The following is a 15,740-nucleotide window of genomic DNA, read 5'->3' on the forward strand; positions in this document are numbered from 1 at the left end:
CTTTTTTATTTTAAACAAGAAGTGATTTTTAGCATTTATCTGAAAACAATAATTTTTTAAGTTCGTTAAGCAAAAACTAATCTATAATGAATTTATTACTTGTAACAATCTTTGTGTTTTTTTTTAATCTCCCTTTTGGTTATTGGAGAGCAAGTGAAAAATTATTTTCACTTAAATGGATGCTCGCCATTCATTTACCTGTTCCATTTGTAATTCTTGCAAGAATATTTTCAAATATTGGATTTGAAGTGTACACTTATCCTGTTTTAATTGCTGCTTTTTTTATTGGACAATTATCAGGCAGTAAACTTTATTTGAGAAGAAAAAATCTTGGCTGTGTACCGTTAACATCTTGTTTAATAATGGATATTCTAAAACAAAATTAATTAAAAAGTTTATGGGAAATATTTATGAAGAAATTTTTTTCAAATTTTATTTATGTTTCTATTCTAATAACACTACTTTTACATCATCAAACTCATGCTGTTAAAAATCAGACACACGATAAAATGAATAATAATATCAGCAAAATAACAGTTAAAGATATTAATGGTCAGGAAGTGAACATCTCTGATTATAATGGAAAAGTTTTATTAATTGTAAATGTTGCAAGTTACTGCGGATTTACTAAACAGTATTCAGGACTTGAAGAAATTTACAGGGAATATAAAGACCAAGGATTTGAGATATTAGCTTTTCCTTGTAACCAATTCGGAAACCAGGAGCCAGGGACAAATGAAGAAATAAAAAACTTCTGCTCATCAAAGTTTGATATAACATTTAAACTGTTTGATAAGATTGATGTCAACGGAAAAGACCAATCACCCCTCTACTCAATCTTAACAAATAATGAAGTTACAGGTAATTCAGAAATAAAGTGGAATTTTGAAAAGTTTCTGATTGATAAGAATGGAAATGTTATTGCGCGCTACTTAAGTAAAGTTGATCCAAAGAGTGAGGAGTTAATATCTATGATTGAAAAGGAATTAAACAAATAGCGGTTATAAAATTATTTTATTAACCGCTTAAGAGTTAATTTTCTATTAAAGTCTTCTACAACAATCTTGAACCAGCATTATATCAAACAGCATATCAGTTTAATTTATTCCCAATTGTTGTTTTACCCATAACTTTGAATTGATTAGCTGTTTATGTTCTATATTCATCGTTGCACTGATAATTTTAATAAGACGATCTTCATAAGCACTTAACTTTTGGTCTGCATAAATCAGTCTCCACAAACTTTCTATCAATTCAATTTTTTCCTGCTGTGTAAATTTGTTGTTAATTATTGTTGTAAATTCATAAAGGCTAACACTCTCTTTAATTTTTTGTTCAGCTAGTGTTATTAAATCTTTTGTACAATCATCATCAAGACTGAAAGTTTTTTTCATTTCAGAAATAATCAATTTTTTTTCTTCTTCAGAAAACTCACCGTCTGCTTTTGCCAATTCAATAAAAAGAGCACAAGCAGCTATTTCAGTTTTGCACTTATTTATTTCTGAAGTCTTTTGTTCTGTTGAACCAATATTTTTCTCTTCATTGAATATTTTTTTCAGGTAATCAAACATAATTTTAAATCTTATCCAATTCACTTAACAGATCAGGCACATCCAATGGTTTGGTAATCATTACTAAATTACCATCCTCATCTTTTGGCCATTTTTCAACAAGTTTATCGTAATAAAGTTCAATCATATTTCCATCGGGATCTTTAATATAAACTGATTCAGAAACACCGTGATCAGAAGCTCCTTCAATCGGATAATTTGCTTCCCATACTCTTTTAAATGCTTTTGCCAGATCTTCTCTTGAAGGATACAGAATCGCATAATGATAAAGTCCGGTATGTCCATGTGGTGCAGGAGTTGCATTCTCGCCAGACCAGGTATTCAAGCCTATATGATGATGATAATTACCCGATGAAAGAAAAACTGCATCTTTACCAAATCTTGCAGTTACCTGAAATCCCATTAGATCCCGGTAAAACTTTAAGGCTCGTTCAAGATTAGCAACTGTTAAATGAACATGTCCAATTCGTGTTCGGGGATTTAATTCGTATTCCATTACGCTCCAAAAATTTATTTGTGATTTACTTTTACTGGTCTTACTTTCCAGATTTTTTCTGCATATTCTTTTACTGATCTATCAGAAGAAAATTTTGCCATCCTTGCAACATTCAATATCGATTTTCTCGTCCACTCATTTTTATCTGTATAAAGCTCAGCAACTTTATCCTGAGTATCAATATATGACTGATAATCTGCAAACAGAAGATAATAATCCACATTCATCAGCCCTCTTATCATGTCATCAAAGATTCCAAATTCTTTCGGATTGAAAAAGTTTGTTGCAATCATATCAACAATATGTTTTAATTCTTTATTCTTTTCATAATACTCGCGCGGGTTGTAGCCTTTGGATTTGAGTTTAACAACTTCATCAGCCAGAAGCCCGAAGATAAAAATATTTTCGTCACCCACTTCTTCTCTTATCTCTACATTAGCTCCATCCATTGTACCGATAGTTAAGGCGCCGTTTAAAGCAAACTTCATATTGCCTGTTCCGGATGCTTCCAACCCTGCCATTGATATCTGTTCAGAAAGATCAGAAGCCGGTATAATCTTTTCAGCTAATGAAACAGAATAATTTTTCAGAAAGACGACTTTTAGTTTATCACCAACATCAGGATCATTATTAACAACATCTGCGACCGAATTAATAAGTTTTATCACCATCTTAGCTGCATAATATGCCGGTGCAGCTTTTCCGCTAAAAATAATGGTGCGCGGAACCATTTTAGCCTTGGGGTTACGCTTGATCCGGTTATAAAGTGTAATAATATGAAATACATTTAATAGCTGTCTCTTATACTCATGAAATCGCTTTATCTGAACATCAAATATAGACTCAGGATTAATCTTAATATTATGTTCTTTCTCAATCAGTTCAATCAACACCATTTTATTATTTAATTTTATTTTCTGCCATTGCTCTGAAAAGTCTTTATCATTAACAAACTTTTCAATTTTTTTAATCTGAGATAAATCCTTAGCCCAATCAAATCCTATTCTTTCAATCAGCAATTGTGATAACAATGGATTAGCTGTTATAAGCCATCGCCTTGGTGTTATACCATTAGTAACATTAATAAATTTCTTAGGATAGATTTTATTAAAATCGGGGAAAATTCTTTTTTTCAAAATATTAGTATGCAATGCAGCCACACCGTTAACAGCAAAACTTCCAACAATAGCAAGGTTTGCCATTCTTACTCTTTTATCTTTTCCTGTTGAAATGATTGAAAGCTTTTCAATCAACGCCTCATCCTTTGTGTACTCCTGTTTTACTTTTTCAATAAATCTTCTGTTAATTTCATAGATGATCTGCAGATGTCTTGGGAGAAGATTGCTAAATATTTGTTCGGACCATTCTTCCAAAGCTTCAGGAACAACAGTGTGATTTGTGTAAGCAAAAGTTTTTGAAGTTATTTCCCACGCCTTATCCCAGCTTAAGTTTTCATCATCAATCAAAATCCTCATCAATTCTGGTATTGCAACAACGGGATGTGTATCATTAAGCTGAATGCAGGTTTTGTCTGCAAATTGATCAAATGCAGAGTGTTTGATTTTATACTTTCGTATAATATCCTGAAGTGTAGCTGATACGAAAAAATATTGCTGCTTTAATCTTAAAAATTTTCCTTCAACATAAGTATCGTTCGGATAAAGAACTTTAGATATTGTTTCCGAATCATCCTTCTTTGCGACTGATTCGATATAGTTGCCTTTGTTAAAATCAGCAAACTCAAAATCAACAGTTGCTTTTGCACGCCACAATCTTAAATTATTTACAACCTGACTTTTATATCCGGGGATAGGAACATCGTATGCAACAGCCAGAACATTTTCAGTGTCAACCCATTTAAAACCAAGTTCTCCGTTTCCTTTATTATAAGTTTCTGTTTTTCCATAAAACTGTACTTTATATGTCAGTGATCTTCTCATCAAGTCCCAAGGGTTTCCATTTCGCAGCCAATTATCGGCTCTTTCAACCTGATAACCATTTTCAATATCCTGCTCAAATATTCCATATTCATATCTAATTCCATATCCAAATGCAGGCAATTGAAGTGTAGCCATTGAATCAAGATAACAGGAAGCTAATCTGCCCAAGCCGCCGTTACCCAATCCCATATCAAGTTCCTGTTCCATTATTTCATTCAGATCATAACCATCACGATTTAAAATAACACCGCATTCATTGTAATAATCCAGATTGATCAGCGCATTGCCAAGAATTCTTCCCATCAGATATTCCAGTGAAAGGTAATAAACTCTTTTAACATCTTTATCGTGATATACTTTTTGAGTGCGGAGCCAGTTTCTTACCATTCTATCTCTAACTGCAAGTGATAATGCAAAATAGGCATCTGCACCGCTTGCTGTATTTTTATCTTTTACAAGAGTAAACTCCAGATGTTCGGCAAACTGATTTGAAAGCGAAAAACTTGCAGGGTCTTCTTTATCTGTAAAGAATATAGAATCAGTGTTTTCAATCTTTATCTTCAACTTTTTCCTCTGTTTTATTTCACAAATAGCAGTAACAAATTTACTTTCATCTGTATTTAATACAAAATTTTACATTGTCTGTTATCAATGTCATTTTCAACAAAATAGTAATTAATTCAGGATTAAAGAAACCGGCATCTGATAATTTTTTGTTTTGTTATTCAGAACCGGTTCGGAATTAAAACAATGAGTCTTTGAAAATAATCCTGTTTGGATTACAGAAGAGAATTAAGATTGGAGTTTTCAACTCCCGATTGGGAAAAATATTTCAGAAGTTTCACTACTTTAACTCATATTCAAAAAAATCACAGAGGATTAAATATCAGAAATTGGTTAAGTACTTCTGTTTATCTTTCAGATATAATTTTTCTAAAAAGTTCTAAGTCATCTTTGGTCGTTATCTTAAAGTTAAGAACTGATCCCTCTACAATATTTACTCTTTTGCCGGATCTCCTAACAAGCATTGATTCATCAGTACCCACAAAATTTTCTTTTTCTGCTTTCAGCAAAGCTTTAAGTAAGACCTTATATTTAAATATCTGAGGAGTTTGAACATAATAAACACCATCACGGTTAAGATATTCATTAACAAACTTTCTACCTTTAATTAAGGTATCTTTAGCTTTTATACATACTAAAGCATTGCCATTTTTTTTAGCAGATAAGATTGATTTTGTAAGTACACTACGGGGCAAAAGTGCTCTTGCAGCATCGTGGACTATTAATAAATCATTCTCTTGAGCTTCAGAAGAGTAAACTGCATTAAAGACAGATTGCTGTCTTGTGATTCCGCCTTCAACAATAAGTTTTACTTTAGTGAGTTTATACTTTTTTATAAGATTTAATAGTTTATCAAAGTAAGCGGCTTCAGCAGAAACAATAATTTTATTTACAAGTTTGTTTTTTTGAAATGTCTGAAGTGTATAGACAATTATTTCCTTGCCATTAATTTTTAAGTATTGTTTAGGAGTGGAAAAACCACTCCTAAAACCTTTACCGCCTGCTGGTATAATTGCTATACAATTCATTTTATAAACATTGCATCGCCATAGCTTAAAAAGCGATACTTATCTTTAAGTGCCTTTTTGTAAGCTTTCATAACATGATCAGTCTCACCTAATGCACTAACCAGCATTAAGAGAGTTGATTCTGGTGCATGAAAATTAGTAATCAATTTTTGTGTTACCTTAAACATATACGGCGGATAGATAAATTTATCAGTCCATCCCTTTCCAGGCTTCACAAATCCATCAGCAGTAGTACTTGTTTCTAAAACACGGCAGGTACTTGTTCCCACAACTATTATATTATGTTTTGCCTGCATAGCTTTATTGATAACATCTGCCGAGTGCGGAGAAATTTCATAATACTCTGAATCCATTTTATGCTTTGTAAGGTCTTCAACTTCAACTGATCTGAATGTACCAAGACCAATATGAAGAATAACCGGTACAATATGAATTCCCTTCTTGCTGATTTTCTCCAGAAGTTTAGTAGTAAAATGCAGTCCAGCAGTTGGTGCGGCAACAGCTCCATCAACTTTTGCATAAACGGTTTGATAAGTCTCTTTATCTTTTGGCTCTGGTTCTCTCTTAATGTAAGGCGGAAGAGGAGTAAGTCCAATTTTTTCAACCGCCTGAAATACATTGCCTGGTTGATTAAACCTTACTGTTCTTCCTCTGGAAGTTGTATTATCAATTACCTCACACCAAAGATTGTTATCAAAGTAAATCTTATTGCCAATTCTAACTTTACGCGCAGGATCAACGATAACATCCCAGATACAATCTTCTTTGTTCAACTCTCTTAAAAGAAATACTTCTATCTTAGCCTGTGTCTTTTCTTTTTTCCCATATAATCTTGCCTGAAACACTCTTGTTTCATTAACAACAAGTACATCACCCTTTTCCATATAATCAACAATATCCGAAAACTTTTTATCTTCCATTTCACCAGTTTCTTTATCAAGCACGAGCAGCCTCGATTTATCTCTTGGTGAAACGGGATATTTTGCAATTGCTGGTTTGGGCAAATTGTACTTGAAATCTGATAGTTTCATTAATTTAACCTTTAACTTATTATTTTAATTTTCACTTAATCATTATGAGCGACTGAAAAGTCTATCTGAACAACAGATTCCTCTTCACATCGCTCAACAAAATGATCTATGAAATTATTTATTTCTTTTTAGATACTTTTTTCTTTGCAACAACTTTCTTTTTAGGTGCAGTTTTTTTAGTTGATTTTTTTGCGGCTGATTTTTTTACAGCTTTAGCCGGTTTACCTTTCTTAGCTTCTTTAATAACTGCTTGTGCAGCGGCTAATCTGGCAATCGGTACTCTGTAAGGCGAACAGCTTACATAATTCAATCCTATTTTATGGCAGAACTCAACTGATCTTGCTTCGCCTCCGTGTTCACCGCAAATTCCAATTTTAAGATCTGGTCTGGTACTTCTTCCGCCTTCAACAGCAATTTCCATCAATTTACCAATTGCTACCTGATCAATTGACTGAAAAGGATCTTCGGATAGAATTTTCTTATCGAGATAATCAGGTAAAAATCCGCCTATATCATCACGTGAAAATCCAAAACCCATCTGTGTTAAATCATTTGTACCAAAAGAGAAGAACTGTGCTGTTTCTGCAATCTTATCAGCAGTTAATGCTGCACGGGGAATCTCAATCATAGTACCGGTTAAGTGATTAATTTTCTTTAATCCGAATTTTTCACATACTTCTGAATGAACTCTTACAACAATTTCACTCTGATGATTAATTTCATTAACGTCACAAGTAACTGGAATCATTATTTCCGGAAAAGGTTTCTTTCCTTCTTTTAATAATTCAGCCGATGCTTCAAAGATAGCGCGCACCTGCATCTCTGTAATTTCAGGATAAGTAATTCCTAATCTTACTCCGCGATGCCCCATCATCGGATTACTTTCGTGTAACGAATCAGCTCTTTGGTTTAATTCTTCTAAAGTGATTCCTAAGCTTGCAGCAAGTTTTTCTTTTTCATCACGTCTGTGCGGAACAAATTCATGTAATGGTGGATCAAGCGTTCTGAATGTAACCGCAAATCCATCCATTGCTTCCAATGTTTCTTTAACATCCTTTTTAACAAACGGAAAAAGCTCATTCAGAGCGTTTATTCTTTCCTGTTGAGTATTTGAATGAATCATCTTACGAAGATTAAACAATGGTTCTTCAGAATTTTTACCATAGAACATGTGCTCTGTTCTGAAAAGACCGATACCTTCTGCACCAAAAGCTCTTGCTCTTAAAGCATCTTCTGGTGTCTCTGCATTTGTTCTGACTTTTAATTTTCTTACAGAATCACACAATTTCATAAATGCCTGAAAGTCTGGATTTTCTTCTGCAGATTTTTTCATTGGTAACTCACCCGAATAAACAGTACCTTTAGTTCCGTTCAAGGTAAGCCAATCACCTTCTTTAACTGTAATTCCATTAACCTGAAAAGAACGCTCTTCATAATTGATTTTAATTCCACCGGCACCAACGATACAGCATTTGCCCCATCCACGTGCAACTAAAGCAGCATGTGAAGTCATTCCACCGCGTGCAGTTAAAATAGCTTGAGCAGCTCTCATTCCTTCTATGTCTTCAGGGTTAGTTTCATCTCTAACGAGAATAACTTTCTTCCCATCTCTTGCCCAGGCAACGGCATCATTTGCTGAGAACACAACTTGTCCTGCAGCACCACCGGGCCCTGCTGGTAATCCTTTAGTAATTGGTTTTGTATTCAATTCAACTGAAGGATCAATAATCGGATGTAACAATTCATCCAACTGAGAAGGTTGAACCCTCATTATAGCTTCTTCTTTGGTGATAAGTTTTTCTCTATACATATCAAGAGCCATTTTTACTGCAGCCGGTCCGTTTCTCTTTCCAACACGACATTGCAGCATATAAAGTTTATCTTCCTGTATTGTAAATTCAATATCAAGCATATCACGATAATGCTTCTCTAATTTCTTTTGCATACCGTGAAGCTGTTTGTAAGTATCGGGCATTCCGGTTTCAAGTGATTGTAAATGGGCTGTATGTTCACTCTTTCCAACTTCATTTATTGGATTTGGAGTTCTGATACCAGCTACAACATCTTCACCTTGAGCATTTGTTAGCCACTCGCCATAAAAATAATTTTCACCAGTTGCAGGATTACGCGTAAAAGCAACACCGGTAGCAGATGTTTCGCCCATATTACCAAAAACCATTGATTGAACATTTACTGCTGTACCCCAATCATCCGGGATTCCTTCAATTCTTCTGTAAGATATTGCACGTTTACCCATCCAGCTTTGAAATACTGCAGAGATAGCTCCCCAGATTTGATCCATAGGATCTTCGGGGAATGGTCTGCCAAGAACTTCCTGAACTTTTGCTTTATAGATTTCTATCAATTCTTTTAAATCATCAGCAGTAAGATCTGTATCTGCAAGAACACCGCGGTCTTCTTTCATTTTGTGCAGTTCTTTTTCTAACTGTTGTCTTACTCCTTTACCTTCTTCAGTTTCGATACCGGCAGCTTTTTCCATAACAACATCAGAATACATTTGTATTAATCTGCGGTGTGAATCATAAACAAATCTTGGATTACCTGTTTTCTTTATCAACGCTTCCCGTGTTTGATTGTTCAGTCCGACATTAAGAATTGTTTCCATCATTCCCGGCATTGAAGCGCGTGCACCGGAGCGCACAGACAGCAAAAGTGGATTTTCAAGATCGCCAAATTTAGCACCCATTAGTTTTTCAACTTTAACAAGAGCTTCTTTAACTTGTTTATCCAATTCCTTTGGATATTTTTTATTGTTTTTATAATAAGCAGTACATACTTCGGTAGTTATTGTAAATCCTGCCGGAACAGGAAGACCGATATTAACCATCTCAGCAAGGTTTGCACCTTTACCACCTAACAAAGCTTTCATTTCAGCTTTACCTTCTGCTTTTTTACCTCCGAAGAAGTAAACATATTTTTTTTGAGCCATATTATCCTTTCCTCCGTTATAAGTTTTCTTTTTACGAAGCATTGTTTATTTTATTAATTAAATAGTGTTTGAATGATTCTTCATCATCCACTCTTAAATTTATTTTCAAATAAAAAATTTCAACATCATCCAATTCCCGTTTAAATCTGGAAAGCTTTACTGCATCTTTTTCTGTTGTTACAACAGAGTGGGAATTAGTTGAATAAAATTGTTTCCTTATTTTCTGAACTTCCTTAACAGTATAATTTTTATGATCGCTGAATATTAATCTGTTTTTTGTATTTACATGAACCTGTTCAAGTATATCAAGGAAGGATTGCGGATTTGCAATTCCGGAAACAACAAGACTATCTTGTCCTTTAAACTCTTCCAGAGAATACTCATCCTTTTTCATTACATCAACAAAGCTGATTGCTTTATAAAATGCAGTAAAAAGTTTTTTGTCCTCAAAATATTTTTTAAGGCTCTGATTTAATTCTTCCTGATCAAAAAACTTTCTGTTAAGCACTATAGCATCTGCTCTTTTTAATGAATCAAAGCTCTCTCTCAGATCACCAAGAGGTAAAAGATTATGAGTAAGAGCTGACTTATGATTAAGAAAATTCTGATCAACAACAACAAGATCAACATCACGGAAAATCCATCTGTGCTGAAATGCATCATCAAGAATAATCGTATCCACGTTAGTTTCCTTAATTAATCTTCTTACTCCTTTAACCCTTTTTTCTGAAACAGCCGCAGGTACCCTGCATTCCATTACAGTCTGCAATATCTCATCTCCGCAAATTTCAACCGGAGTTAATATCTCCTTTCCATCGGAGACTAATTTATAACCTTTTGACTTTCTTCCGTATCCGCGGCTTACCACTCCAACTTTGTAACCGGAATCCTTTAACAATCCTGCTATGTATATAACAAGAGGAGTTTTACCGGATCCGCCTATTGTAATATTTCCGACAGATATAACTTTTGCATCAACTTTTACAGATTTAAAAACAGAATTATCAAAGAACAAATTTCTAATTTTTATCAGTCCGCTGTATAAAAATACAAACGGTGAAAGCAGTATTTTTAATAACTTTATCAAACTCTTAAAATTTTTCAGCTTCAAGCTGAAGTTCATTTAATTTTTTTTCACACTCTTCAATAATTGTTGAAGTTTCATCGTAGCTTAATTTTTCATCAACATAAACTGGATCTGAGTACACTACATTTATTTTCGTAAATGGATTCGGAACCTGAAATTTATCCCAGCTATTTAACTTTCTTTTTGATTTGATTCCAACTCCCATCAACACAACCGGTACACCACTCTTTTTAGCAGTTATAACTGCTCCTGCTTTAAACTTATGAATCGGTCCTCTTGGACCATCTGGTGTAATAGCAATTGAATAACCATTTTTTGCATGATCCACCATAATACCCAAAGCTACATCTCCACCTTTACTACTGCTGCCTCGTACAACTTTGTACTTCCAGTGTTTTAATTGCTTAGCCAGCAAATCACCATCTTTACTTTTACTTGTTAGCGCAGCAAATCCATCATTTTTATGTAAGAACCAGGAAAGCAGCATTGTATCATGCCAAAACGCTAAAACATAATTCTGTTTTTGCTTTCTTAAACTATCTACACACTTCTTATTCTTATAGCTTACCTTTAATGTTTTGCACAATGCATCTAAACTATGTGTTAGAATCAGACTGCCTAAAAATCGCAGTGCATTTTGTTTAACTTGCTTTGTGTTCATTGATCATCGAATAAATACTTTTTGCTGCATTTCTTGGAGCATTTTTTTCACCAAGAATTTCCTTAATTCTTCCCAATCTTGTTTTAATATTTTCGTATAAATCCTCATCTGACAAAATATTTTTAGCTTCGTCATATATCTTATCAGCATTTGCGTTACTCTGAATTAATTCCGGTACAACCTGTTCATCCAAAATTATGTTAGTCATACCGATATTACTGATCTTAACCAGGGTTTTACCAATTATATATGTAAGCCAGCTTGTTTTGTAAACAATAACCATTGGCAGCTGCATCAATCCGGCTTCAAGTGTTGATGTACCGGATTTTATTATTCCGAATTTTGAATGCTTTAATAAATCATAAGTATGGTTTTTTATCACTTTAAAATTCTTCAGTCCAGTTAAATCATAAAAAATATTTTCATTAAGATTTTCTGCACAAGCCACTACAATCTGCATATCCAAATCATCAGAGATTTTTTCGGCTGCTTTTAAAGTTTCCGGAAAAATACTTTTTACTTCCTGTTTACGGCTTCCGGCTAAAATCAGTAAAATGTCCTTTGCAGGATCAAGATTAAATTTATTATAGAGCAGGTTTCTGGAAATAAAGTCATAATTATTAATCTCTTCAATCAATGGATGACCGACATATTCACACTGAACATTTTTTTCTTTAAAAAACTTTTCTTCAAAAGGAAATACAACCAGAACTTTGTCAAAATATTTTTTAATTTTTTTTACTCGTCCTTTACCCCATGCCCAAACCTGTGGAGTAATGTAATATGTGAGTTTAAGTTCAGGTAAAAGAGTTTTAATTTTTTTAGCGATACTAAGATTGAAGCCCGGGTAATCAATTAAGATAACGTAACTAATTTTCCTTCTTTTAACTTCATCCAGCAATCTTGCCTGAATCTTTTTTATAAATGACAGATGTTTGATTACTTCAACAAAACCTAAAAACGCCATCTTATCAATGTGATAGATCAGTTCCATTCCTTCAGCCTGCATTTTACTGCCGCCAATTCCAAATATTTTCAAAGAACTATCCAGTTTCTTTAACTCACGTATTAACGATGCACCGTGAAGATCGCCTGATGCTTCTCCAGCAATAATTAAGACGTTGTTACTCATTACAATAAATTATTATAACTTAAATACGATTTAATAACAATTAATAAAGCTGCTATTCCAAAAGCCTGCAGCGATCTTGTTTCAGATTTTAATCCTTTTGATAAAATAAACTCCGGTTGAGTTACTGAATTATTTTTATAAGGAGTAAACCTCCATCCAAATCTTGGAACATTTTTAAGATAATCCTGATAATCATCTTTAAACTTGGTTATTAAAAAATTTTCTTCTTCTTTAACAATCAGATAATATTGAAAATAAAAAAATACTGCGGCAATTATTTGTAAATACGGAAATAATGCCATAGACATAATTCCAATTCCAAGATAGATCAAAATATTACCCACATAAAGTGGATTACGAACATGAGCAAACGGACCGCTGATAACAAGAAAAGTTCCGCCAACACCGGCACCGGTTGTTCTAGTTTCACTGCCTGCCCAGCTTACTCCCCAAAGTCTGATTGCCTCTCCAGACAAAGCAATCACAAATCCAACAATAAAGCTGACTATTGAAGCATCGGCATAAATCAGCATAAGAATTAAAAATGGAATGGGGGTGTAACTTCTGTACTTAAATATTTTTGCTGCTATATTACTCATTTTTTATTCCGCTAAATAAGCTGACTTTCGTTTTAATTGAGCCTGATGTCTTTTTCTTAAATTTTTCTTATTCATTAACTCAACAAGTTTATTTTGAACATCATCGAAACTGTTGAACGGATAAAAGCTTATTCTCTCCATTGAGCAAAACCGTGCAAGATCTTTTTTAGCAAAAATAAAATCGCAGTATTGTGCAGCTTCTTTATCGGAGTTTCCATCGCCGATATAAACAGTATAATCTTCATCACTGCTGTGATTTATTATATGATTTCTTTTACAGTTTGCGCTTGTAGGCGAATCTGCATCATAATGCGGATATCCGGCTGATAAGCGTCCATTTCTTTCAATCTTAAGATTGTTTGAATAATATTTTAATCCTTTTAATCTGTACTTTTCAAACATTTTATCTATATAAAAATCAAAACCATCACTTAACACAATCATCTCAAGATCATTCTTATTACAAAATTCTGTAAACGTGATAAACGTTTTATCTATCTCCATTGTATTTACAAAATCAATAAGTTCATTCAGATCAACAGTACCGGCACTATCACACAACTCATCCCAACATTGTTTGGACGAAATTTTATCTTCCAACAGATTAGTTATGATCTCATCTACCTTTCGGGCATCTCCAAATTTATTAAAAATTGCCTCACCAATATCCTGCAGAGTAATGGTGCCGTCAAAATCGGCAAATATTTTTATCTCACGCTTCTTCATTAATCAGTAATGATCATTTTTTTTACATCAATAAATTTACCTGCTTTTAGCTTGTAGAAATAAACACCAGCGGGTAAATCTTCTGCTTTAAAAGTAATTTCATTTTTACCTGCTTTACATTCAACTCCTTCAACCTTTTTTATAGCTTCAATGTTGCTGTTAAAAAATTCAAAAGTTACTTCTTCACTTTCAGGTAAATAAAAATTTATAGTTGTACTGTCTGAAAATGGATTTGGAGAATTTTGTCCAAGCACTATCACTTCCGAATCACTGAAATAATTCACACATTCGATATTAGAATAGCGCGGTTTATTATTAATAATTTTTTGTATTACTTTATAATAAAGTGCACCGCTTTTATCGGGTTTATCAAAGAACTCATAATAGTTATTAGAAGATTGGTTTATCTTCTTTAATGAAGAAATCAATTCCCATTGGTCATCAGCAGCTTCTTCAATGTCTGATCTATAAATATCATAAACTACATCACTGTTTTCATTTGCAGCATACCAGCTAAGCTTAACTGAATCATCAATTACTTCTGCATTAAATCCAATCATTTGTGAAGCATAGGTACCTGTACTATAAATTCTCTGCCCATAAATTTCATTTTCCTTATTCAGCGTTCCTTTGAAAACAGCAATCGCACCGCCTTCGCCGTCAGAAATAAGATTTAAATAACTATTTTCTATCTCTTTTGACGATGAGATAGTTACACCTAAAGAATCCCAAAGTAAATTACCTTGCGCATCAACTTTTTGAATAAAGAGATTCGTGGCTGATGAGTTGGATTTTTTATCTATCCATGCTAAAATTATACTTCCTTTTTGATTGTGAACAATTCTTTGTCCGAACTGATTTCCTTTAATATCAATAATACGTTTTCCATTGCTGCCCCAAAGTCTTTTTCCATTTAGATCAAATCTTTGAATATAAACATCCTTAGATTTTTCAAATTCATTAGTCCAGCTGACAACAACAGTTGAATCAATAAATGCAAACTGAGGATTCGTCTGACTTCCGGCTTTGTGTGTTAATGATATACCCTCACTTCCCCAAAGTAATGTGCCGTTTGCAGAAATTAAATTCTGATAGATAATCTTATTTGTCCCCTGATAAGTATATGCCGTATAAATTCCATTACCAAGTTTTCCGACAGTATAATTAATAACACTGTTATTCTCTTTTGAGATGTTCAATGGTTTGTTTCCCCATTTTCTTGAACCAGTTGAATCAATGTACTGAGAGAAAAGCATCATTTTATTTTTTTGACTTTCAAGCCAGAAAATGTATTTACCGCCTTTATTATCCGGAATTATTTCTGTATCAGTTATCCTGTTTCCGGAATTATATAAACTACCCTTAAGCGAATCACTTAAAAATTTTCCATTTACATCCAGCGACTGATATTTTACAGTGTATTTTGCGGGAGAAGTATTTGTTTTACTGACATAACCAACATGTATATTACCTTTTTTATCAACACAAAGAGAATAACCTGATTTTTCCAATTTGGTTTCGGTTAACTGAATGCCTTCATTTTTCCAAAGTCTTAAACCAGTTTTGCTAAGTTTTTGGATGTATAATTCTGAATTATTTTTTTCTTTACCACTCCATAAGACAAGTGCATTGCCAAACGGTCCAACAACTGCAATTGGATTTTCTTTCACACCGCCTCTTGTGGAAATCGCTTTACCATCACCCCTGAAACGTACTTCACCTTGTTTATCAAATCTTATGTAGTAAATATCTTTATTATAAACACCCTTTTTATCTTCCCAAAAAACATATCCTCCGCCTTCTAAATCGCTGTAAGCAGTTATGTTTACAGGATCAACCGGACCAATAACAAGTTTGGTATTAGCTGAAGGATCGTTTACCCATTGAGCGTTAATATTCCCTGGAAAAACTAATAATAATGCTGACACTATGAGAAAAAGGGAAATATGTAAAGT

The 15,740-nt window shown here is 33.5% G+C and carries 14 protein-coding genes; 2 read left to right on the forward strand and 12 right to left on the reverse strand.

The features are described 5' to 3' along the window. Positions 1–86: 86 nt before the first annotated feature. Positions 87–386, forward strand: a complete 300-nt coding sequence (locus ROY99_01275; protein ID MDT3694989.1) for a hypothetical protein — start codon at positions 87–89, stop codon at positions 384–386. Positions 387–509: 123 nt separating this feature from the next. Next, positions 510–998 carry a glutathione peroxidase gene (locus ROY99_01280; GenBank protein MDT3694990.1) on the forward strand — a complete coding sequence of 163 codons (489 nt, stop codon included), beginning with the start codon at positions 510–512 and terminating at the stop codon, positions 996–998. A 99-nt stretch (positions 999–1,097) separates the two neighbouring features. On the opposite strand, the gene ROY99_01285 is transcribed toward ROY99_01280, so the two are convergent. The 12 genes from ROY99_01285 to ROY99_01340 all read right to left on the reverse strand — a co-directional run bounded on the left by ROY99_01285 (position 1,098) and on the right by ROY99_01340 (position 15,713). Beyond that, the gene (locus ROY99_01285; GenBank protein MDT3694991.1) at positions 1,098–1,571 is read right to left on the reverse strand and encodes a TerB family tellurite resistance protein; all 474 of its coding nucleotides are present in this window, start codon (positions 1,569–1,571) and stop codon (positions 1,098–1,100) included. Between the two features lie 4 nt (positions 1,572–1,575). Further along, a complete protein-coding gene (locus ROY99_01290) occupies positions 1,576–2,067 on the reverse strand; it encodes a VOC family protein (protein ID MDT3694992.1) in 492 nt (163 codons plus the stop codon). Between the two features lie 14 nt (positions 2,068–2,081). Beyond that, positions 2,082–4,571: a glycogen/starch/alpha-glucan phosphorylase gene (locus tag ROY99_01295; protein MDT3694993.1), complete on the reverse strand. Its 2,490-nt coding sequence runs from the start codon at positions 4,569–4,571 to the stop codon at positions 2,082–2,084. 347 nt (positions 4,572–4,918) lie between these two features. Then, positions 4,919–5,599, reverse strand: coding sequence for a 2-C-methyl-D-erythritol 4-phosphate cytidylyltransferase (gene ispD, locus ROY99_01300; GenBank protein ID MDT3694994.1), 681 nt, complete (start codon positions 5,597–5,599; stop codon positions 4,919–4,921). Further along, a complete protein-coding gene (queA, locus tag ROY99_01305; GenBank protein ID MDT3694995.1) occupies positions 5,596–6,630 on the reverse strand; it encodes a tRNA preQ1(34) S-adenosylmethionine ribosyltransferase-isomerase QueA in 1,035 nt (344 codons plus the stop codon). The genes ispD and queA overlap by 4 nt, the downstream gene beginning before the upstream one ends. A gap of 118 nt (positions 6,631–6,748) precedes the next feature. Continuing rightward, positions 6,749–9,580 carry a pyruvate, phosphate dikinase gene (ppdK, locus tag ROY99_01310; protein MDT3694996.1) on the reverse strand — a complete coding sequence of 944 codons (2,832 nt, stop codon included), beginning with the start codon at positions 9,578–9,580 and terminating at the stop codon, positions 6,749–6,751. A gap of 31 nt (positions 9,581–9,611) precedes the next feature. Continuing rightward, positions 9,612–10,667 carry a tetraacyldisaccharide 4'-kinase gene (gene lpxK / locus ROY99_01315; protein ID MDT3694997.1) on the reverse strand — a complete coding sequence of 352 codons (1,056 nt, stop codon included), beginning with the start codon at positions 10,665–10,667 and terminating at the stop codon, positions 9,612–9,614. Positions 10,668–10,671: 4 nt separating this feature from the next. Then, positions 10,672–11,328: a lysophospholipid acyltransferase family protein gene (locus ROY99_01320; protein MDT3694998.1), complete on the reverse strand. Its 657-nt coding sequence runs from the start codon at positions 11,326–11,328 to the stop codon at positions 10,672–10,674. After that, entirely contained in the window at positions 11,309–12,460 is a 1,152-nt protein-coding gene (gene lpxB / locus ROY99_01325) for a lipid-A-disaccharide synthase (protein MDT3694999.1), read from the reverse strand. The genes ROY99_01320 and lpxB overlap by 20 nt, the downstream gene beginning before the upstream one ends. Continuing rightward, on the reverse strand, positions 12,460–13,059 hold the full coding sequence (locus ROY99_01330) for an isoprenylcysteine carboxylmethyltransferase family protein (GenBank protein MDT3695000.1): 600 nt from the start codon (positions 13,057–13,059) through the stop codon (positions 12,460–12,462). Before ROY99_01330 ends, lpxB begins: the two co-directional genes overlap by 1 nt. 3 nt (positions 13,060–13,062) lie before the next feature. Then, positions 13,063–13,785, reverse strand: a complete 723-nt coding sequence (locus ROY99_01335; GenBank protein MDT3695001.1) for an MtnX-like HAD-IB family phosphatase — start codon at positions 13,783–13,785, stop codon at positions 13,063–13,065. Continuing rightward, positions 13,785–15,713, reverse strand: a complete 1,929-nt coding sequence (locus ROY99_01340) for a T9SS type A sorting domain-containing protein (protein MDT3695002.1) — start codon at positions 15,711–15,713, stop codon at positions 13,785–13,787. The genes ROY99_01335 and ROY99_01340 overlap by 1 nt, the downstream gene beginning before the upstream one ends. Positions 15,714–15,740 lie beyond the last annotated feature (27 nt).

It is taken from the genome of Ignavibacterium sp. (assembly GCA_032027145.1).
Taxonomy (GTDB): Bacteria; Bacteroidota; Ignavibacteria; order Ignavibacteriales; family Ignavibacteriaceae; genus IGN3.

What these genes read in the sequence shown, in the direction of transcription:
- ROY99_01330 (MDT3695000.1), bottom strand. Translation starts at nt 13,059, where the DNA reads ATGAGTAATATAGCAGCAAAAATATTTAAGTACAGAAGTTACACCCCC.
- ROY99_01280 (MDT3694990.1), top strand. Translation starts at nt 510, where the DNA reads ATGAATAATAATATCAGCAAAATAACAGTTAAAGATATTAATGGTCAG.
- ROY99_01335 (MDT3695001.1), bottom strand. Translation starts at nt 13,785, where the DNA reads ATGAAGAAGCGTGAGATAAAAATATTTGCCGATTTTGACGGCACCATT.
- ROY99_01320 (MDT3694998.1), bottom strand. Translation starts at nt 11,328, where the DNA reads ATGAACACAAAGCAAGTTAAACAAAATGCACTGCGATTTTTAGGCAGT.
- ROY99_01285 (MDT3694991.1), bottom strand. Translation starts at nt 1,571, where the DNA reads ATGTTTGATTACCTGAAAAAAATATTCAATGAAGAGAAAAATATTGGT.
- ROY99_01275 (MDT3694989.1), top strand. Translation starts at nt 87, where the DNA reads ATGAATTTATTACTTGTAACAATCTTTGTGTTTTTTTTTAATCTCCCT.
- ROY99_01290 (MDT3694992.1), bottom strand. Translation starts at nt 2,067, where the DNA reads ATGGAATACGAATTAAATCCCCGAACACGAATTGGACATGTTCATTTA.
- lpxB (MDT3694999.1), bottom strand. Translation starts at nt 12,460, where the DNA reads ATGAGTAACAACGTCTTAATTATTGCTGGAGAAGCATCAGGCGATCTT.
- ispD (MDT3694994.1), bottom strand. Translation starts at nt 5,599, where the DNA reads ATGAATTGTATAGCAATTATACCAGCAGGCGGTAAAGGTTTTAGGAGT.
- queA (MDT3694995.1), bottom strand. Translation starts at nt 6,630, where the DNA reads ATGAAACTATCAGATTTCAAGTACAATTTGCCCAAACCAGCAATTGCA.
- ppdK (MDT3694996.1), bottom strand. Translation starts at nt 9,580, where the DNA reads ATGGCTCAAAAAAAATATGTTTACTTCTTCGGAGGTAAAAAAGCAGAA.